16 protein-coding genes and 3 pseudogenes are annotated in these 20,705 nt (G+C 57.5%); 17 read left to right on the forward strand and 2 right to left on the reverse strand.

The features are described 5' to 3' along the window. The first annotated feature begins 2 nt into the window (after positions 1-2). A complete protein-coding gene (locus B0G80_RS07140; RefSeq protein ID WP_147309839.1) occupies positions 3-458 on the forward strand; it encodes a hypothetical protein in 456 nt (151 codons plus the stop codon). A gap of 189 nt (positions 459-647) precedes the next feature. Beyond that, a pseudogene (locus B0G80_RS46735) lies at positions 648-794 on the forward strand (adenylyl-sulfate kinase); the annotation flags it as partial. Positions 795-809: 15 nt separating this feature from the next. Here B0G80_RS46735 and B0G80_RS46740 read toward each other — a convergent pair. Beyond that, a complete protein-coding gene (locus B0G80_RS46740) occupies positions 810-1,361 on the reverse strand; it encodes an ATP-binding protein (RefSeq protein ID WP_258878853.1) in 552 nt (183 codons plus the stop codon). Positions 1,362-1,802: 441 nt separating this feature from the next. Here B0G80_RS46740 and B0G80_RS07155 point away from each other — a divergent pair, with 441 nt between their 5' ends. The 9 genes and pseudogenes from B0G80_RS07155 to B0G80_RS07190 all read left to right on the forward strand — a co-directional run bounded on the left by B0G80_RS07155 (position 1,803) and on the right by B0G80_RS07190 (position 9,366). Continuing rightward, positions 1,803-3,128, forward strand: a complete 1,326-nt coding sequence (locus tag B0G80_RS07155; RefSeq protein WP_258878952.1) for a lysine N(6)-hydroxylase/L-ornithine N(5)-oxygenase family protein — start codon at positions 1,803-1,805, stop codon at positions 3,126-3,128. Beyond that, positions 3,125-4,354 (forward strand): MFS transporter, encoded by a 1,230-nt coding sequence (locus tag B0G80_RS07160; protein ID WP_116117515.1) that lies wholly within the window; start codon positions 3,125-3,127, stop codon positions 4,352-4,354. Before B0G80_RS07155 ends, B0G80_RS07160 begins: the two co-directional genes overlap by 4 nt. 40 nt (positions 4,355-4,394) lie before the next feature. Next, entirely contained in the window at positions 4,395-5,174 is a 780-nt protein-coding gene (locus tag B0G80_RS07165) for a phytanoyl-CoA dioxygenase family protein (protein ID WP_116117516.1), read from the forward strand. A gap of 49 nt (positions 5,175-5,223) precedes the next feature. Beyond that, a complete protein-coding gene (locus tag B0G80_RS07170) occupies positions 5,224-5,526 on the forward strand; it encodes a cupin domain-containing protein (protein WP_258878854.1) in 303 nt (100 codons plus the stop codon). Between the two features lies 1 nt (position 5,527). Further along, positions 5,528-7,111, forward strand: coding sequence for a class I tRNA ligase family protein (locus B0G80_RS07175; RefSeq protein ID WP_116117518.1), 1,584 nt, complete (start codon positions 5,528-5,530; stop codon positions 7,109-7,111). Between the two features lie 18 nt (positions 7,112-7,129). Then, a complete protein-coding gene (locus tag B0G80_RS46745; RefSeq protein WP_258878855.1) occupies positions 7,130-7,450 on the forward strand; it encodes a hypothetical protein in 321 nt (106 codons plus the stop codon). Beyond that, positions 7,444-7,548, forward strand: a pseudogene (locus B0G80_RS48005) (hypothetical protein); the annotation flags it as partial. The gene B0G80_RS46745 and the pseudogene B0G80_RS48005, both read left to right, overlap by 7 nt. Next, on the forward strand, positions 7,535-8,191 hold the full coding sequence (locus tag B0G80_RS07185; RefSeq protein WP_258878856.1) for an aminotransferase class I/II-fold pyridoxal phosphate-dependent enzyme: 657 nt from the start codon (positions 7,535-7,537) through the stop codon (positions 8,189-8,191). The pseudogene B0G80_RS48005 and the gene B0G80_RS07185, both read left to right, overlap by 14 nt. 76 nt (positions 8,192-8,267) lie before the next feature. Continuing rightward, positions 8,268-9,366 (forward strand): annotated as a pseudogene (locus B0G80_RS07190) (IS5 family transposase). A gap of 340 nt (positions 9,367-9,706) precedes the next feature. Here the strand turns inward: B0G80_RS07190 and B0G80_RS07195 are convergent. After that, entirely contained in the window at positions 9,707-11,248 is a 1,542-nt protein-coding gene (locus B0G80_RS07195; RefSeq protein ID WP_116117521.1) for an IS3 family transposase, read from the reverse strand. 555 nt (positions 11,249-11,803) lie between these two features. Between B0G80_RS07195 and B0G80_RS07205 the strand changes: the two genes are divergently transcribed. The 6 genes from B0G80_RS07205 to B0G80_RS07240 all read left to right on the forward strand — a co-directional run bounded on the left by B0G80_RS07205 (position 11,804) and on the right by B0G80_RS07240 (position 20,542). After that, complete coding sequence (locus tag B0G80_RS07205; protein ID WP_116117523.1) at positions 11,804-13,045, forward strand: site-specific integrase; 1,242 nt, start codon at positions 11,804-11,806, stop codon at positions 13,043-13,045. 183 nt (positions 13,046-13,228) lie between these two features. After that, entirely contained in the window at positions 13,229-14,245 is a 1,017-nt protein-coding gene (locus B0G80_RS07215; RefSeq protein ID WP_116117524.1) for an IS110 family transposase, read from the forward strand. Between the two features lie 613 nt (positions 14,246-14,858). Continuing rightward, complete coding sequence (locus tag B0G80_RS07225) at positions 14,859-15,884, forward strand: IS110 family transposase (protein ID WP_116117525.1); 1,026 nt, start codon at positions 14,859-14,861, stop codon at positions 15,882-15,884. 369 nt (positions 15,885-16,253) lie between these two features. After that, positions 16,254-17,285, forward strand: coding sequence for a tyrosine-type recombinase/integrase (locus B0G80_RS07230; protein ID WP_220377449.1), 1,032 nt, complete (start codon positions 16,254-16,256; stop codon positions 17,283-17,285). Beyond that, the gene (locus B0G80_RS07235) at positions 17,282-18,292 is read left to right on the forward strand and encodes a site-specific integrase (RefSeq protein ID WP_309568744.1); all 1,011 of its coding nucleotides are present in this window, start codon (positions 17,282-17,284) and stop codon (positions 18,290-18,292) included. Before B0G80_RS07230 ends, B0G80_RS07235 begins: the two co-directional genes overlap by 4 nt. 333 nt (positions 18,293-18,625) lie before the next feature. Then, positions 18,626-20,542, forward strand: coding sequence for a bifunctional diguanylate cyclase/phosphodiesterase (locus B0G80_RS07240; RefSeq protein WP_116119558.1), 1,917 nt, complete (start codon positions 18,626-18,628; stop codon positions 20,540-20,542). The last annotated feature ends 163 nt before the right edge of the window (positions 20,543-20,705 follow it).

Raw genomic sequence — 20,705 nt, forward strand, 5'->3', positions numbered from 1 at the left:
AAATGCATGCTTCCCTGATCATTGCAAGGAGTGAGCACCATTCGATGATCGAGACCTTCGCCGGCTCTATTCCTCCGCATGAGCGGGAAAATTTTTCGGATAATTTGGATCAAAATTATTTAAATGGTGTGAAGACTGGCCTTTTGTTCATCGTGACGACGGCTGACAGAATCGTCGCCACGAGTTCGCTCTGTCCGCTCGGTTCGACGCTGGTGAAAGCGGGAACCTGTTTCGTCGCGCCCGAATATCGTTATTTCGAATTACAGCAACTTATGCACGAAGCTCGTGCGATGGTCATCCGTCAACGCTGGGGCAGCAATTGTGCCGCAGTATCGGCCGTGAGGCGAACGACCGGAGCCTCTGCGGAAGATCTCCTGAAGCTTGGCTTCAGTCCGTGGAAAGATCCACACTCGCTGCACTCGCAACTTCATTGCAGCAGTCTCCGATTCGCAAACTGACCGACAGCGCGGGGTGTGTATTCGTAGTCGACTGTTCGTCCATCGTGATGCAGTCTCGACTATCGTTCGCGCGATGCGGATTCAACTGCGGCAATGGCGGCCCACCTCCCGTCGTATTCTGGCTAACGGATATATCCCGTGCAGGGAAGTCGACTGTTTCCCACACGATGCAACAGCTGTGCTGGCAGTATGGTTAGCGCGTCTGTGTATTGGACGGAGACGATTTGCGAGCCGTCCTCAACGCGGATTTTATGCTTCTCCGAAGCCGATCGGGCCGAAAACGTGCGAAGGATTGCAGAGGTTGCAGTGCCGATGGCCAATGCTGGCTTGCCGGTTGTCGTGCCATGCATATCACCGAAGACATCCTTTCGCGAATCCCCTCGCCACGCCGTGGGTGCGTATTCCACGCGAAACCGAACACTGATTCCACGGCAAACCGAGCAGGGATTCCACGGCTGCGCGAGCGCGATTTCCACGCGTAACCGAGCAGTTGCGCATTTCGGCGAACGTGACCGCCGATTTCGGGAACGTGACCGATTCGGCGAGGTCGGGCGTTGCGCGATGTCGATTGTAGATTTCCTCTCTAGTTTTGGTCGAGTTCTGGTTCCAGCACGCTGGGCTTCGGCGATGCTTTCTCAGAGATTCGCCCGTCAGTTTGATGCGGTGATGACGCTGCATGAGGCGGTCAATTGCGTCGGCGATGGTCTCGTCGTCGATCCAACCATCCCAGTGTTCGATCGGTAGCTGGCTGGCCACGATCGTGTCCTTGCCGGCAGCACGGTCATCAATTATCTCGAGCAAATCGTTTCGGACTATTGCGTTGAGCGGAGCTATTCCCCAATCGTCCAGCAGAAGATGAACCGCCCCGGGGCGGTTCAGTGCAACTGAAACCGGCAGTACCATCGCACGACGCGATTGATGACGGTCGCCGGAAGGCGATGGCCACGATAGACCGATTCGATGTTCTGAGTCCCGGATGCTATCTGAACCACTGAGCAATGTGACAACTCTCTTTGGACTGCAGGTGATCCGGCGTCTGAATGCGACAATGCCGCCTAGACAATTGACGAACCGCAAGGTTTGCGTATGTTCAAAGTGTTCAGCTTCTCAATTCCCCGTATGATTCACTCACGCGGCCCGAGGTAATGTCAAACCCAGCATAGTGCTGGTCAGAATCCCATTGGGAAGAAAAGCGATCGTCATCTACGGTTTTCGTTTTCCTGCAGCAGGCATCGGCTACGCAGTACGCCGGTACGACCGCCTCAATCTTGGTCCACGGGAATTGCGCTGCATCATATCGGCTGGCCAATTCCCCTCTAACGACGGAACAACCCTCCTATGGACATGCTAGACGTCATCGGTATTGGTATCGGACCCTTCAATTTAAGCCTCGCAGCGCTCATTCAGCCCACCGGTTTGCGAGCGCTCTTCTTTGAGAAGCGCATAGAATTCTCCTGGCATCCGGGGCTCATGCTGCCCCAAAGTCAACTCCAGGTGTCGCCGCTCAAGGATTGTGTGACCTTGGTGAATCCCACAAGCCCATATTCCTTTCTCAACTATCTCGCTGTACATCGACGTCTGTACAGCTTCGTGAATAAAGGTGGAAACAGCACGTCGCGACGTGAGTTCACCCACTATTACCAATGGGTCGCGCAATGCCTGGACACGCTTCGATTCGGCGAAGAGGTGATCGATATCAGGCCTTGCAATAAGGGCTATTGCGTGACCACTACCGCGCGCACATATCATGCGCGCGCGGTAGTGGTCGGGGTCGGCGTCGAACCCAAGGTGCCGGCATGTGCGCGACAGGTGGTTGGCGAGACGGTCTATCACGTAGACGACTACCTTAACCGGAAACCGTTCAGCGAAGACGAACATGTGCTGGTGGTGGGCGGCGGGCAGAGCGGCGCGGAAGTCGTCGAGCACATGCTGACCGAGTCAGGTCCCGACAAGATCACTTGGGCGACGTCGCGCGCCAATCTGTTTGCGATGGACGACAACGCATTTGTCAATGAAGCATACGTGCCCAGTTATAGCCAACGCTTTCACACGCTGCCGATCCAGCAGCGCAGGGCCATTGTCGAAAGCGAAAAGCTCACCAGCGACGGCATCTCCGCCAGCCTGTGCAACCGGCTCTATGAAGCGTTGTACGAACGCAGCGTCCATGGCACGCTAGCCGACTGCTTTCGTCTGTTGTCTTCGGTGACAATGGACGAGATCACCCGCCGCAGCGGTCGCTGGCACATCGGGTTGACCTCGCGCGTCACGTCGCAGCGCAACGGCATAAGCGCGGACAGAATCATCCTGGCAACCGGTTTTCAGCCGCGCCATTTACCATTCGTTCAGAAGCTGCTCGACGGCGCAAGCCTTGAAGACGGTCTGCCAACGCTCGATCTCGATTACGCCGTGCGCTTCGATGCGCCAATGCCCGGTCCCGTGTATCTGCAAAACCAAAGCCGCGTGCAGCATGGCCTGCAAAGCGTCAATCTTTCGCTGGTCGCGTACAGGAACAGTCGCATCATCAACAGTCTGCTGGGTCTTGCCTTCTATCCGGATGTTCCGGACCGGCAACTGCTCGACAGCCTTGAGGATCAGGAGACTGAAGCAGGATCAATACTGTGTGACGCGCCTCAGGCCCTCGCGCCGGCCGGCAGTGGCGTAAGCGGATGACTGACTCCTCCATTTATCTATCGACTGGCAAGCGTGCGATCTCGCACCCCGAGCACTTGCCGGCATCCCTGCAATTACGGGCGTTCATTCCGTTTCTGATCGCGTCACTGGTGATCGCCGCTTCGTACGGGACGAGTTTTCTCCTGCCCGAGTACCTGCAATCCCTAGGCATGAAGAGCGATGTCGCCGGCGCCGTGATTTCGAGCGGCATGGTCTCGACCATGATCTGCTGCTGCGTAGCTGGGCGCATAGCCCAGCGTATCGTTGTCATGCCGACCATCGCCCTGGCCTCGCTCGTCATGGCAGGCAGCATGCTTTGCTTAGCCGCTGCGCCAATAAACATTCGTGCCGTCTATGCAGGCGGTTTGCTGTTGGGCGCTGGGTGGTCCGTGTTCTTCATACTCGCGCCGCTGCAAATCATCCATCATCTGTGCCCCAACGCACGTATCCAGTACCTGACCTTCGTCTCCGGCACGCAAATGGCCGGATTAGGCATGGCGGCGCCTTTGAGCCGCCTGATCGCCCAACATACCGGCTCGATCGTGCCGGCCTACCTTCTGTTCGCCGCGGCATGCGCGGTGGCGGCAGTCTGCGTCAAGATCGCCAGCGAGGCGATGAGGGATGGGTCCTGTTTGCCGATGACGCGCGTGGCCATTACCGCGACTGACACGTTGGCCCTGCTCACGGCACGAACAGCAGTGCCGATCGCAATGATCGCACTGGCAGCCTGTGTCTTCGCCGGGCTGGCGACTTACCAGACACCCTATGCCGTCTCGCGTAACCTCAGGCCAGACCTGTTCTTCCTGACGTTCACGACAACCAGCGTGGCACTGCGCTTGTCGCTCGCGAGAACCATGGGACGTATCAAGCCCGACCGACTGGCGCTCGTATTGTTTTTGCTGACCGGCGCCTCGCTCGTACTGTTCCTGTTGAACCACGGCAGCACTACGCTTTATATCGTCGCTACCGCGCTGTTCGCCACGGGCTACGGACTGACCTACTCGACCCTGAACGGCATGACCGTGAACCTCGCCGGAGACCACGGCGTTTCGGTGCCCGTGACTTCGCAAATCTTTACGCTTGCCTATCTCATCGGTCTGTTCGGATGCCCTTTCCTATGTGGCGCCCTGATTCACGTTTTCGGCGCCGATGCAATGCTAGGCGCCGTACTCGCCAATGTGGTGCTACTCGGCGTCATGCGCATGAAGGTGCATTTCGCCGCCTGACTTCTCCTTGAAAACTCCGTTCTTTAACGAGGTGGTTCGTATGCTGAATGAAACGCAAAAATCCAAGTGGCACGAAGATGGATATCTAAAAGTGGAGGGCTTTTTCGATCCGGTCACCCGCGAAAAGATTTCTGCTCTGGTCAACGATGTCTCGCGCTGGGAAATCAGCGAAAACAAATGGATGATGTGGTTCGAGAAGACCGAGGATGACCGCAGGATCGTTTCAAAGATAGAGAACTTTTTGGACTTCAACGACGAGCTGCGCGACCTGTTGCTGGCCGACAAGCGTATCCAGACGGCTGTCGAATCGCTTCTCGATGAAGATACCCGCATGCTCAAAGAACTGCTCATCTTCAAGTACCCGGACAGCGGCGGCTATCGTCCGCATCAGGACATCTATCACATCCCGCACAACATTCCTGAACGCATGGTGCATGCCGTGCTCGCCATCGGCATCGACGATTCCGGTCCGGACAACGGCGGCCTGTTCTTCAGTCCGGGCAACCATCAGAAAGGTGTGTTTCCGATGGACGCCGGCGGCGTGATTCATCCGGAGGTGGCCGAGACGTTCAAGTGGGAACCCATGCCCTGGAAGGCCGGCGACATCTTCGTCTTCGACGACTACGCGCCGCACTATTCGCAGCCCAACAAAAGTAACCGTCCGCGCCGCGTGCTCTATCTGGTGTTCCAGCGCGCCTCAACTGGCGGCCCCACGCGTACGGAATACAACAAACTGAAGCGTGCCTACAACCCACCCGAAGGAAAGGAATCGGATATCCACGATCTGAAGCCACCAAATGGCATTTTCTATCGCACCTAATGTAATTCACCGGAGGATGTGCGTGTACACAAAGCAGATTGACCCATCCATGATGCGGCCGGAATACGGCGTTCTTGTTTGCCGGCTGCTCGAACATCTGCCCGCTGGCCTGACAAAAGCGTTTGGCACGTCGATTGTTGAGGTCGTGCCGGCGGGCGCTGTCAATCTGCACTCCCATTCCGAGCATGAACTGTGGGTACTGATTTCAGGCAAGGGAGTATTCGAGGTGAATGGTCAGGCGCAGCCAGTCGCAGATTCAACGCTGCTCTATATCGAGCCGAACCAGGAGCACGCGATTCGCAATGCCGATCCGGCAGCGAGCCTGAAATTTCTATCGATATGGTGGGACTAACGTGACCACACGCACTTTTTTCGTTTGCCCCGCACCGCCCTGCCCGAACGGCAAGCTGCATCTCGGCCATATTGGCGGGGTCTATCTGCTCACCGATCTTTTCGTTCGCTTTCAACGCATGAGAGGTCACCGCGCCTACCACGTCACAGGTGCGGACGAGCATGGCACCTATACGGTAGTGAAGGCGCGCAAGCTCAGTCGTCCGATTGACGAAGTCGCGCAGTTGCATATTGACGAGATAATGGATTGCTTGCGGGCAATGCACATCGAGCCCGATGTCTTCGTCAGAACAACCGACGCTACGCACAAGCAGAACAGTCTGAAGATCTTTCGCGAACTGGAAGCTGCAGGCTACATTGATGTGCGTGATGGCCATCAACTCTACTGCGAAAACTGTGACCAGTTCGTGGCCGATTCGCTTGCCGTCGGCCGCTGCCCCGCGTGCGATGCGTCCACCGACAGCAACTTGTGCGAAAACTGCGGTTTGGCGCAACAGCACTCGAAGTTGCGAGCGCCAGTCCACACGTCGTGCGGCAAACCGCTATCGCTTCGCCCCATCGAACAGGCGGTTTTCGACATCCGTCGCATGGCAGCCATGCTTGACGATGCGATCAAGGGGAGTGAATGGGATCGAACGATCCAGCGTAAAGCGCGTGCATGGTTGCGTAACGAATTGCGGCCGCTGCCTATGTCGCGCATTTTCGACCGGGGTGTGACACTTGAAGCGCCCGCGAAGATTGCGGGACAAACGTTGATGACGTGGTTCGAAGGGCTTTGGTGTTTCGAGACGGGGATCCGCCTGCAGTGCGCGCGCGACGGGGTCAACTACGACACCGTGATGCGCGACCCCGATACACGCCTCCTGTTTTTCATGGGCCAAGATAACCGCTTCTACTACACCATCGGCGTGACTGGCAGTCTGCTTGCGCGCGGCTATCCGCTTCCGGCAAATCATTCGATCCAGGACTTTTACAAATTGGAGGGCGAGAAATTCTCGACCAGCCGCGACCATGCACTCTGGGCAGATGAAGTATCCCGGCAGGTCGACCCGAGTGTATTGCGCTATGCGCTCGCTCGGATTGCCAAGCCGTTCGGCACCAACAATAACGATTTCCAGATCGGCGAACTGATCCGGTCGGCTTCGCACATCCTTGCGTGGGAAAGCGCCCTCCGCCGCGATTCACTGCACTCGGCGAATGTCGATGGAAGCGGTCTTACGCCGGCCCACGACGACATAGTCCAACGTTATATCACCGCGATGGACCAGGTACGCTTCTGGAACGCCCTCGATCTGATTGACGAATACTTCGTCGCGACGGGCTTCGGCACGAGCCCGGAAACGTGGCGGCCGGTGCACGTATCCGTCTTTCTGAGCATGCTCCATCCCGTGATGCCAGTGCTGGCCGAACGCTATGGAAACGTGTTCTTTGGCGAGAATTGGACACCGGCACTCGGCGCAAACGCCACGCTATCGGCTACGCCTCCCAGAGCAACGGCCGAATTTCCGCCGTTCGGAATGCCGATTGCCGACTCGTTCATCCGCCAATATCAATCGCGCTTCCAGCGCGCCGTCGATGCCGCGTAACCAACGATGGAGCCAGTCATGTCGATGCGCAGTCGCACTTCGCTCAGTTATGGGGTATTCGACTACACCTCAGGCAAGGACACAGTCAACTTCGCCTATGGGCTTCCCGATCCTTTGACGTTCGCCCGCCTGCAATGGCCGCACCCGCTTACCGTCGAGACGGGCGTCAGCCCCTCCGACCTAACGCAGAACACCGACGCCTATGGCCTTCCCGAACTGCGCGGACAGCTTGGCCAAAGGTACCGGATGGCGCGTGGCAATGTCATTCTGACGACGGCGCTTCACAAGCCCTGCAACTGCTCGCCGATGCTTTTATCGACCCAGGAGACGTCGTGCTGACCGAAGACCCGTCCTATCTCGGCGCGTTGCGCATTTTCTCTATTGCGGGCGCGACGGTGGTTCAAGTAGGTGCGGATTCCTCGGGTGTCGACCTCGATCTGCTCGAACAAGCATTGCTGCACGCAAAGGGGCGAGCCAAGTTGTACCACACCACTCCGGCGTTCCAATCCGACTGGACGATACTTTGCACACCGGCATATGGTCGAAGTGGAGGCTCTACTGTCACGCAACGGCGTGCGGCTAGTGCAGGACCTGGTTTATAGCGAGTTGCCCTATGATGGCGCGTCACCCGAGGTTCTGCAGGCGGGTGGCAACATCATCAATGTGCATAGCTTCTCCAAAATCTCCGGCCCCGGGCTTCGCGTAGGCTGCGTGCTGGCCGAGCCGGAAATTGTCGACCGCCTGGCCCACCTGAAATGCGATGGAGGTGTGAGTCCCATTGTCAGCAATATGGCGCTCGCCTTATTGCAGTCGCCGTCTTTGGACGCTCACGTCGAACACCTAAGGACGCACTACCGGAGTAAGCGTGACGCAATGCATAGGCTGTTACAGGCCTGCCGATTCTGCAAACCGGATTACGAGATTCCGAGTGGTGGATTTTCGTTCTGGGTCTCGCTTGCCGAAGGCATCGAATCCGCCGAATTGGTCGGCGAGGTGCGCCGGAGGCACAATGTGAAACTCGTCGAAGGAAAGCACCATGGACCGCGCGGTGCAGCCCGTGTACGCTTAGCAGGTTGTTGAAGTACCGGCGCCTTACGTCATCGCGAAAGGCCCCTGATGCGTTGATATAAGACCCCTCACTTGCCCACTGGAGATCATGCGCGGCGCCGACACGTTCACCGAGAGTCTGTTTTCCCTGCGAAAGCTGGACGACTTCGTCCCGAAGTCGGATCCGTTGCGGTCGATCCGCGTGATGGCGAACGAAGCGCTGGCGAAGATGGATCGACTGTTCGCCGGGATGTACGAAGCGGACATAAAGGGCGGGCGGCCGAGCATCGCGCCGGAGAAGCTGCTGCGAGCCATGGTGATCCAGGTTCTCTACAGCATCCGGTCGGAGCGGCAACTGATGGAGCAGGTTCAATATAACCTGCTTTTTCGCTGGTTCATCGGCCTGGCAATGGATGACGAGGTGTGGGTACCCACGGTCTTCACGAAGAATCGCGAGCGATGATCAAGCACGATGCGGTCATTGAATTCTTCAACGAAGTGGTGAGCATCGCTGGGAAGAAGGATCTGCTCTCGGGCGAACACTTCAGCGTCGACGGCACGCTGATCCAGGCATGGGCGGGGCACAAGAGCTTCGTTCGCAAGGACGGTGACGATCAGGACAACGACGGCGGCAGCGCGGACGACTTCAAAGGCAGCAAGCGCAGCAACGAGACGCATCAGTCCAGGACCGATCCCGATGCGCGGCTCTAGCGCAAAGGCAAGACGGCCAGCGAATTGCGGTACATGGGCCATACGCTGACCGATAACCGGCACGGCCTGGTGGTCAACGCGCGCGTGACACACGCTGACGGGCATGCCGAGCGTGAAGCGGCCAAGATCATGATCAACGACGCGCGGCAAGCGGTAAAGGATGCGGGCGTAGAGATCACGCTGGGTGCGGACAAGGGTTACGACGCACAGGAATTCATCGAGGCCTGCGACGAGATGAAGGTCACACCGCACGTAGCGCAAAATACCTCGGGCGGCGCTCGGCGGTGTCCGACATGATTGCCTCGAGTCTGGGCTACGCCATTTCTCAGCAAAAGCGCAAGCTGATCGAGCAAGTCTTCGGATGGGCGAAGACCGTGGGGCGCATGCGCCAGGCGATGGTGCGCGGGTTGAAGAAGGTGGATCAGATGTTCGTGTTGAACATGGCCGCCTACAACCTCGTGCGCCTGCGATCTCTGGCACAAGTCCGTCCATCGTGACGTAAACGCGGAAATGAGGCCAGGAATTGGCCTCAAAACGCGTAAAAGAACGTTGAATTCGCATTCAACTTGCACAATGCGAAAAACCTGCGTCGGCAGTCGCGTAGTTGGAGTAAGGCCGTTTTCACTCGGGTGTACTTCAGCAGCCTGTTAAGCTTCAGTTATCTCCAGCCGCGTTTGATCGAGCGCGGCTTGGCTCAGATAGACGATGCGCATGCGAGCCTTCTGAGATCGACGCGCTTTAAGCGGCGTGGCTAGAGAATGCCAACTACTACGGATAGTCGGTGCGAGTTGTACAAGCGTAGGCCGAGGGGGTGCGGCGGAAAACTTGGACTGGGTTTTATGCTGCCATTCCTAGACTCTCCCGGTATTCGAGCGGGCTGAGAGAGCCGAGCGAGATTTTGATCCGCTTTGCGTTATACCAGCGGATATAAGAGTCAAGCGTCGCAATGAATTGCTCCACAGTCGTAGCTCGCCAGTCCCGAGGATGGAACCACTCTGTTTTGAGCCGACCGAAGAAACCTTCGCAGGCCGCGTTATCGGGCGAGCATCCTTTGCGTGACATCGAGCGAACTAGCCTGGCATCGCGCATCCTTGACAGCCATCCTGGCCAGCGATAGTGCGCACCGCGATCGGAATGGACCACAGGCCGTGTATCGCCGCTGGCTATCGTCTCGATACCCGCATCGAGCATGGTATTCACAAGTTCGGCATCTGGCCGTGTGCCGATTGTCCAGCTCACGACAAGACCATCGAAGCAGTCGATCAGCGGAGACAGATACACCTTGCCGGCTGGGATCTGGAATTCGGTAAGGTCGGTGAGCCATTTTTCATTCGGGGCTGCTGTACGGAAGTCTCGATTTATGAGGTTCTCCGGCGCGGGGCCTATTTCTCCGCCGTAGGAGCGGTAGCGACGTCGTCTGGTCGTGGCCGCCGCCAGCCCTTCCTGCCTCATTAAGCGTCGCACCACCTTCTCCGAAATAAACACCTGCTGCCTGCCCAGAGCCGCGCGCATCCGGCGATAGCCATAACAACGGTGATTGAGCTCGAAGGTGTCTGCGATGACGCGACGCGCGCGAGCATACTTGTCAGCCACGAGCAGACGCGCACGGTGATAGAAGTAGGAACTGCGAGCTAACGCCAATACCGCTAACAGCTCTGGTAACGCGTATGTCTGTTTCAGGGCATCAACCAGCATCGTTTTCTCCCGGTTGCTCAGGAGCTGCGGGGTGACGCCCATCCCATTTTTTATCAGTTCGTTCGCCTTCTTCAAGATGTCGTGCTCAAGCTGCAGTTGCGGGATGTCGCGTCGAAGCGAATGGACCTGCTGCTCCAGTTTCGCACGCTCATGGTCCGGTGCTGGCTTCTTCTGGCGTTTCATGGATGCTGGGGCTTCACGACCGAGTAACTGGTTCTTCCAATTGTAAAGCGTCGGCCTGCTCACGCCTGCTTTCTGGGCAACCAGGCGCGCGCTTTCCTCTCTGGTGCACAGTTCAATGACTGCCGCCTGCTTGATCTCCGCAGATTTCGGAACGCTGCCAGTTGCTCTGACGACAATGCGCTTTCCGATCTCGGGATGCAGCTCTTCGATCCAGGCGGCCAGCGTCCCGCGACTCGGATAACCCAAGGCCCTCAAGGTTGCAGCAACACAACGGTCATGGTCTAAGTAATGATCGACGGCCACCTTCTTCTGTTCGGCCGAATATACCGGCTTGGAACGAACATAGCCGATGCGTAAGTCATGACATCGTTCGTATTCAAGATGCCACGACTTCAGAGAATTCTTCGTCGGATATCCCAGCTGGCGGATGGTCGCGCCAATGCGTTTTCCCAACTTCAAATAGAGCCGAACCGCTCGCATGCGGTCGTCGTACGAGTACATGAACTACCTCCAGGTAGTCCAAGTTTTCCGCCGCACCCCCCCAAAAAAACCGTGACGATACCGTCTGTGTCATTGCCGGACCGAGCGCTGTGCAATGACGGACTGATGTCGCGTTATGAAGATCTGAGACAACAGACACTTGGGGTGCCGTGCGAGATTCCTCGCGGCCAGGGCCTCGTGCTGTTAATGCGCAGCGGCATGAGAGCGTGGATGCAGGCATGGGGGCAGTGCGCGACCACGGTTATACGGCGGCAACCGCCGCCGGGTGAGGCAGAGATCGTCCCTTTCAAGCTGCATCAGGAGGCGACGATGATTCTGGCTTCAATGCTTCTATATGGGCGCCAGGAGGCAACAGCATGAAGAGCGATCCTCACCAGAAGGTCCAGGCGAGTCATCTGAAGCGCAACGCCTATCTGTATATCCGGCATAATTCCGCGCAAAAAAATATGACCGAGTAGTTTGATTTTTATCGCACTCGTAGCGATTTCGTCCCAGCGAAGTCGGCATTATCCTGACTCCTCTTAAGGCAATCTTGATTGAAAGGTGGAGATCATCATGGAGCCGTCTTATAGTCGGTCGTGGTCGTTGAAGTGTGTGCTAGAGGGGCCGCTCGCGCCCTACATCAGTTCCTTTACTAAAACACTCGACGACCAAGGATTTACTCCTGAGTCGAGCCACGTGCAAACCCGATTGGTTGCTGATTTTAGCCGTTGGCTCAAGCAAACACACGCTGCTTTACCAGCGATTACGGACGAGCATATACCGCGCTATCTTCGTTATCGGGCTCGTCATCGACGTCCCAGATCAAGCGACACCTACGTATTAAAGCGGATGCTGGATTTTCTGCGCCAACAGGGTGCCATCGCAGAGTTGCCGACCGTTGCCATCAAGGTGACACCCTATCGGAAAGTATTGGACGAGTACACAGTGTACTTGCAGCAGGAACGTGTACTTTCGGCCGAGACGGTCGATATCTATGCGCGTTTTGCCCGAGTCTTTTTGACGGCCTGTTTCCCTGACCGTAAAAAGATGCAACTCACTTCGCTTCGCGCCGCTAATGTCATCGCATTTGTGCAGGAGCAGGTAAAGTTGCTGCATCTGGCGCGGGCAAAAATGATGGTCACTGCGCTGCGATCTTTCCTCCGCTATTTGCTTTACTGCGGCGCCGTCAAGTGTGATCTCTCTGCCGCTGTACCTACTGTTGCCAACTGGTCGATGTCAACAGTCCCTCGTGCGATCGCGGTGGAGCATGCGCAAGCAGCGCTCGCATCTTGCAACCGTCAAAGCGCCGTGGGCTCCCGTGATTATGCAGTTTTATTGCTGCTGGCGCGACTGGGTTTGCGCGCGGGCGAAATCGTCGCGCTCAAACTGGATGACATCGATTGGGATAGTGGAAGTCTCTATGTGCACGGTAAAGGCGCAAGAGGATGCCCCATGCCGCTACCGACCGATGTGGGTGAGGCGATCGCCGACTACCTGCAGAAGGGGCGACCACACAGTACCAGCCGCGCTGTATTTCTGCGTAGCGTGGCGCCGGTGGGGGAGTTCAAGGGGCAGGAAGCCATCGGATCTATCGTTGTTCGCGCGCTGGAACGAGCGGGGATTGATACGCCTCGCAAGGGTGCGCATCAGTTTCGACATCGACTGGCCTGCGATCTATTGCGCCAGGGTGCTTCCCTGGCAGAGGTTGGCGAGCTGTTGCGCCATCGTCATCCAGAAACAACGGCGATCTATGCGAAGATCGACCTTGCTGCCTTACGCACGCTGGGCTTGCCCTGGCCGGGAGGTATGCAATGAACACATTGCGCGAAGCGGTTCAGAGCTACTTAGCGTTGCGCCGCGGCCTGGGATTCAAGCTGCTTCTTGCCGGCAACGCTTTGCAGGACTTTGATAATCATATAGCCGACCTCCCTCCGTTCGAATCGAACGGCCGGCGTAGAGTCAGGGTGCGAACACCGACGTGACGCACAGGAGGCCGGCATGAACAAGTTTAGTGGAATCGACCTGCACTCGAACAACAGTGTGGTCGTTGTCAGCGATGACGCTGACCGGGTTGTCTACCAGCGACGGTTGCCGAACGATCCGGTGCAGATCCGGGCGGCCCTGGCGCCGCACCGCGAAGACCTGGTCGGAGTGGTCATCGAAGCAACGTATAACTGGTACTGGCTTGTGGATCAGCTGATGAACGATGGCTACCGGGTGCATCTGGCCAACCCCGCGGCAATCAGGCAGTACGAGGGACTGAAATACAGTGGTGACTTCACCGATGCCGCCCATCTCGCACAACTGCTGCGTCTGGGACTATTGCCTGAAGGCTACATTTATCCTGCAGAAGAACGTCCAGTGCGGGACCTCGCACGCAAGCGGATCCAACTGGTGCAGTGCCGTACGGCGCAGATCCTCGCGATCGAGAACCTGTTCTCACGCCATACCGGTGGGCAGATGCAAGGTGAGCGGGTTAAGCGCCTGGATGAGATGCAGGTGAACGGATTCGGTTTTGCACCTGACGTGACGCTCGCGATGCAAGCCAATCTCGCGGTCATGCAAACCTTGCAGGAGGAAATCGGGATCGTCGAGAAGCGACTCATGGAGCGGGTGAAACTGCGCCCGGATTACGCGTTGCTGAACACGGTGCCGGGCATTGGTCCGGTTCTCGCAACCACGATCATGCTGGAAACCGGAACCATCTCCCGTTTCACCAAGGTGGGCAATTTCAGTTCGTACTGCCGCTGCGTGGACAGCCGGCGTGAAAGCAACAGCAGGAAGAAAGGCGAAGGCAACACGAAGAACGGCAACAAGTATCTGGCGTGGGCGTTTGTCGAGGCGGCCAATTTCGCGATCCGCTCGTGCCCGGAAGCCAGACGCTTTTACGAGCGCAAGAAACGCGCGCGAAACGGGATTGTGGCAATCAAGGCACTGGCGCACAAACTGGCGCGTGCCTGCTACCACATGCTTCGGGAGCACAAGCCATTTGAGATAACCCGCTGCTTTGGCTAGAAGGTGGTGCAAGGGGAACGAGCCCGGTAACGTGACTGGTGACAATCCATGGCTTTGATTGGGTCCTCCCTTTGCACCACCCGCTGTTTGCAGATGACCGGGTCGCCCAGGCGATGAACCATCCTTGACTGGCGTTGCGCAGGCAACAGCCACGGTTTTGCGAAACCCTTTGGACCTTGTCTGGCACCAACGCAAGAAACGCGCGCGAAACGGGATTGTGGCAATCAAGGCACTGGCGCACAAACTGGCGCGTGCCTGCTACCACATGCTTCGGGAGCACAAGCCATTTGAGATAACCCGCTGCTTTGGCTAGAAGGTGGTGCAAGGGGAACGAGCCCGGTAACGTGACTGGTGACAATCCATGGCTTTGATTGGGTCCTCCCTTTGCACCACCCGCTGTTTGCAGATGACCGGGTCGCCCAGGCGATGAACCATCCTTGACTGGCGTTGCGCAGGCAACAGCCACGGTTTTGCGAAACCCTTTGGACCTTGTCTGGCACCAACGAATGAAAGGGACTTCCCCGTCCCGAGGCTGCGGCGGAAGCCGCAATCGGCATCAACGTGCCATGATGAAGTTTCGAACGTTCATCAACACCCACAAGAGGGGAAGTCCATGCCTATTGTCACTGTCGGAATCGATCTTGCCAAGAACGTCTTCGCGGTTCACGGAGTGGATGAAGCCGGCAAGGCGGTATTGATCAAACCGCGTGTCTCACGCGATCAACTGGTCGCGCTGATCGCCCAGTTGCCGCCCTGTCTCATCGGCATGGAAGCTTGCTCGGGTGCGCACCACTGGGCGCGGATGTTCCAGCAGTACGGCCACACGGTGAAGCTGATGGCGCCGAAACTGGTGGCGCCGTACCGGATGTCAGGCAAGCGTGGCAAGAACGACGCAGCCGATGCAGCAGCCATCTGCGAAGCGGTGACTCGTCCGAGCATGCGTTTCGTGCCGCTGAAGGACGAGCACCAGCAGGCCACGCTGTGCCTGCATCGGACGCGGCAGGGTTTTATCGAGGAACGGACCGCGATGTACAACCGGATACGTGGCCTGCTCTCCGAATTCGGCGTAGTGTTGCCGCAAAGTCCGGAACGCTTGCGAAGAGAGATCCCGGCCCATCTGGATGCCTTGCCCGGCTGGACCAGCCGATGCATCAGCGATCTGCTCGAGCACGCCGGTAGCATCGAGGACCGGCTGGCCGAATACGACCGAGCGATCAGGGAGATCGCGCGTGAGGACGAACGCAGCAAGCGACTCATGCTACTGCGCGGCATCGGTCCGACCACCGCAAGTGCATTGCTTGCGAGCATCGGTGCCCGACATGATTTCAGGAACGGTCGCCAGGTGGCTGCATGGCTTGGCCTGACGCCCGGCCAGCACAGCAGCGGCGGCAAGGCGCGGCTGGGCAGCATCACGAAGGCAGGCGACGCCTACCTGCGCAGCCTGCTGGTGCTCGGGGCGCGCGCCGTGATCGCCAGTCTCGGCGAGAAGCAGGACCGGTTCAGCCGCTGGGTACGCAGCCTAGTGGAACGCCGCGGCTACTGGCGTGCGGCAGTCGCGATCGCGGCCAAGAATGCGAGAATGGCTTGGGCAATGCTAAATTACGGCGACGATTTCAAGCACGAACCGGCCGCAGCGTGAAGTCGTCGCGCCTCACCAAACACCGACGACCAACGAAAGTCATCATGAGCGGATAGACGATCACTTTGCACTGCCAGCGGTGATGTGAAGCGGGTTGGACCCCGCACAAGGCATACCTGTCAGAGAAACGGGGATTCCTATCCCGCCCAACGAATGAGGTCCTTGCGCGCGTCTTTCATCAGGGTCCGGGCCAGCGGCCCAACATGACCGGTTGTAGTACAGCAGTCCTTCACCTTCTCACGCGCGCCGACGTGGCATTGCAGCATGTATTAACGCGAACCGCGATTGAGCTTGCGCTCAACGGGGAAGCCCTTGTAGTTTCTCTGGGGCGGCAACAGCCGCCAGGGCAGACGTGAGTTCCATCACGGCATGCTTGAACCCGATGGGTGTCTGGTGCGATCCGGTTCGCAACCAGCTCGAGAAAACGGATGCGATACCGACATTGCAGGTGGCCGTGACTGGATGACGAAAGGAATTTCGCCGGATGACCATGACGATGAAAACGCCATCGTCATGGTCATCCGGGGATGGATAGATTTGTACCTTGACTCCGGCCGGCTAATGGGTGTCACGTTTATGGAAAGGCGGCGGGCTGTTCACATCACCCTACGCCGCGTGCTCCAGTGGGCACAGCAACCAAAGCACGCTCAGCTGGCAACTTGGGCAGCACGATTAGGTTATGTCCGTGGATTTGCCCAGTACTACAGTGCCTTCGATCCACACACGGAGATTCCGCCGTGCGCCTTGATGCCGTACCGCCCGCGCCGAGCGAAGCCCTACCTTTACAGCAGCAAAGAAATTGAGGCTTTACTTCAAGCCGCATTGACTCTCTCCGGTGGAGTGGGCCTGCGTCCGTGGACATACTATTGTTTCTTCGGTCTGCTGAGTGTGTCGGGATTACGCCTCGGTGAAGCGCTCGATTTGACACGGGAAGATGTTGACCTGGAGGAAGGCATTGTGACGGTTCGGGGGAAATTCGGAAAAATGCGGATGGTGCCACTGCATGAGTCAACCCGGCAAGTGCTTGCTGATTACGTAAAACGTCGTGAGCGTTTTCTTGCTGGACGCTCCGCGCTCCACCTGTTTGTGTCAAGCACGCTTAATCCATTGCATCGCGCGGACGTGTACAGAACGTTCCATGCGTTGTCGCGCCAAATCGGTTTGCGCAGCCCCACCGCTACCCACGGTCCGCGTTTACATGATTTTCGCCACCGATTTGCCACAGAGACCCTAGTGCAATGGTACCGCAATGGCGAAGATGTTGAGCGCCGCTTACCGCTTTTATCCGCTTATCTGGGGCACGTTCATCCGAGCGATACCTACTGGTACCTCAGCTTGTGTCCGGAGCTGATGGGGCTGGCGGCAAAACTGCTCGAACATCACTGGGAGAACCCATCGTGAAATCGACCGCCCGCTTTTCCACCCTTCTGCAGGCCTTCTTCACCCAGCGACTCATGCAGCAAAAGCAAGTCAGTTCACACACGATCGAATCTTATCGTGACACGTTCCGGTTGCTACTGAAATTCATACAAAAGAGACGACACAAGCAGCCGGCCAGTTTGTTGTTCGAAGATATCGATGCACCACTTATCTGCGCGTTTCTCGACGACTTGGAAAAGCAACGTGGTATCAGCGCGCGCAGCCGCAATGTTCGCCTCGCCGCCATCCGCTCCTTCTTTCACTATGCGGCCTTTGAAGTACCTTCTCGATCCGAGCAGATTCAACGGGCACTCGCTATTCCCGCCAAATGCTATACCCGCACTCAGGTCGGATTTCTGACACGACCAGAGGTCGATGCGTTACTGGCCGCGCCCGATACGAGGACGTGGAGTGGTCGTCGGGATCACGCGCTGCTCCTGACGTCGGTGCAAACCGGCATGCGCTTGTCTGAAATGACAGGACTCAAGCGACAGGACGTGACCTTGGGCACGGGCGCCCATGTTCGGGTAGCGGGTAAAGGTCGAAAGTCCCGTTGCATACCCCTCACCGAGCAGACCCGTGCGATCGTCAAGAACTGGCTGCAGGAGACTGCCAAAGCAGACAGCGACATCGTGTTTCCCAATGCGCGTGGTGGTCGTCTAAGCGCCGATGGCGTGAGTTACATTCTGACGAAACATATTGAGACGGCCCGCAAGACCTGTCCCTCCCTGCGAAAAAAGCGCGTGACTTTCCACCAGCTTCGACACACCTCGGCGATGGAAATGCTGCGAGCGGGTTTCGACGGCACCATGATTGCCCTGTGGCTTGGTCACGAGTCCCCCGAAACCACACAAATTTATTTAGATGCGGACCTCGAATTAAAGAAGAAAATGCTGGAGAAAGCCACACCCCATGACGGTAAGCGGGAATTTACCGACCTGATGATCAACTGCTGGCCTTCCTCAATGGATTGTAACGGGCCAGAATAATGCCGAGCATTGTGCCGCCGCATGCTGCGACAGTACCTTGCAAATAAGAACTTCAATTACATCATTCATAAATGCTCGGCCATAACTTTTTACACGGAATTATGCCGGTAATTCCGATCTCGGAATTACCGGCAATCCACATTGCGCCAGGTGTTCGAGAACACCGAGAGCACCAAGCGCCAATACGCGCTGCGCCAACGGGCCGTCGCCCTGGGGTGGTCCGAGGACCGTATTATTGTGATCGATAGCGTCGTTTCGCAAAAAAAACCGAAAACCGCCCCAAAGTTGGGCATAATGCCATTTGTTCAGACAAAAGCGGGAGGTGCCTTTGATATGTCTTTTAGCGAACCAGGGTCAGCGTTCTTCAGGTGGGTGATCACCTCTTCGCCAGATCTGAGCTTGGACAACCGACAGGTACTGCTGGCCAATCTATTTACGCGCACGCGAGAAATCGTTTTCGCGGCGATCTGCGAAGTCAGTGTCGTAGCGACCGCCTACTACCGACATCCGACGAGCTTGTATGCGTGTTGGGCCGGTGCCGTCGTAGCGTTGTTGGCAGTCCGCCTGATATTGATCTACTTGTGTCGCCGGCGCCGGGCATCTGGTCAGCCGACCCTCACGTCGTCTTTCCTTCTCGCGAGCATCCTCTGGAGCACGCTGTTCGGCGTGGGTGCCTTTCTGTGCAATATCAGTGGCGATCCGACTCTCTTCCTGCTCGGCAACGTGTGTGCGGTCGGCGTCATCGGTGGCCTGGCGGGACGCAATGCCGGCACGCCCCGCCTCGCGATGATCCAGATTTCGTTCATTCTCGGCTTCTTAGGGTTGGGAGCCGCATTGTCGCCCGGCTCGGGCAAACTGGTTTTACTCTTTCAAGCGCCCTTTTGCGCCGCGGGCTTCGTTTCGGTTGCACTGCGCAGCAATCGCGAAACGATCAGTTTACTTAAAGCACGCGAGCACAGCCAATATCTTGCTCATCACGACAGCCTTACAGGGATGCCCAATCGCGCGCGCATTAATCAGTTGCTGCTCGATCGAACCGAAGCGAATTCATCCCCTCCCCCTCAAGCCTTTGCGTTGCTTCTGATTGACCTCGATGGCTTCAAAGCCATTAACGATAGCCTCGGTCATGCCGCAGGGGACCGTATACTGCAGGAAGCGGCGGGCCGCCTTCGTGAGATGTTCGCGGACGAGGAACTGGTTGGGCGTTTGGCGGGCGATGAGTTTGTCGTTATCTGTGACGGGGTTTTCTCGAAAAACATCGCCAGCTCAATGGCAGAGAGAATCGTCCATCGACTGTCCCGGCCTTTCGTATCGCCTGAAGCCACTGTGCATATTGGCGCCAGCGTCGGGATATCGTTGTACCCCGAGCACGCAAGTACAGGCCCTGACCTTCTGATCTGTGCCGACCGTGCGCTGTATGCGGTGAAACGCGGCGGTAAAAGAGCATTCGCTGTTTTTGACCCATGCGAGCACGCTTTCGACGAAAGTCTGAGTTTGCTGCGAAGCGACCTTGAGGGAGCGCTGCAATCGTTCTCAGGCTTGCGAGTGGAGTACCAACCAATCGTCGCGATCAAGGATGGCACGGTCTCTGGCCGCGAGGCGCTTCTCCGCTGGAGGCATCCGGTCCGTGGCGAGTTGTCGCCCGCTGCTTTCATTCCTATTGCTGAGCGTACAGGTCTTATCGTGGCGCTTGGCGAGTGGGTATTGCGGCAGTCATGCGTCGACGCGTTAAGGTGGCGGGACGCAGCAACCGTATCCGTGAATGTGTCGTCCGTGCAATTGCGCGAGGATTCGTTCGCACAAACCGTGTTTGCAATTCTTCGCGCAACCAATTTTCCTGCACATCGATTGAACATCGAGGTAACCGAGAGTGTTTTCCTCGCTGACGATGTCACCACCCGTCATAATCTTGCAGCGCTTCGGCACATGGGAATCGGGCTGGTACTCGACGATTTTGGCACCGGGTTTTCGACAATGTCGACACTCATCCGTTTCTCTTTTGACCGGCTCAAGATCGATGGGTCGTTCGTGAAGGAAGCTTTGCATACAAAGAAGTGTGCAGCGGTAGTTCGGGGCATAGTGGCATTGACGCGCGAAATCGGTATGCCGACCACTGCGGAGGGTGTTGAAACGAAGGAGCAATTCGAGTTTGTGCGAGCTTGCGGATGCACGAACGCTCAGGGATTCCTTCTGGGCCGACCGGCCCGCGCCCAATCGATCGCGGGTATTGACGTTGAGTCGACGAGATGAGGCGGATGCTGGCCAGGTGGCTGGAGGCAGGACTCCTCGCCGCTGCTGCGGCCGTGGGATGGAGCCGCAGCACGCCGGCCTCGTGAATCTTGATGCACCGGCGCATCCAGCAGCAGGGGGGCGCTTCGGTGTGGATACCAAACTACCCAAAACCTCAATCAGC

The sequence above is a fragment of the Paraburkholderia sp. BL6669N2 genome (assembly GCF_003387275.1).
Lineage (GTDB): Bacteria > Pseudomonadota > Gammaproteobacteria > Burkholderiales > Burkholderiaceae > Paraburkholderia.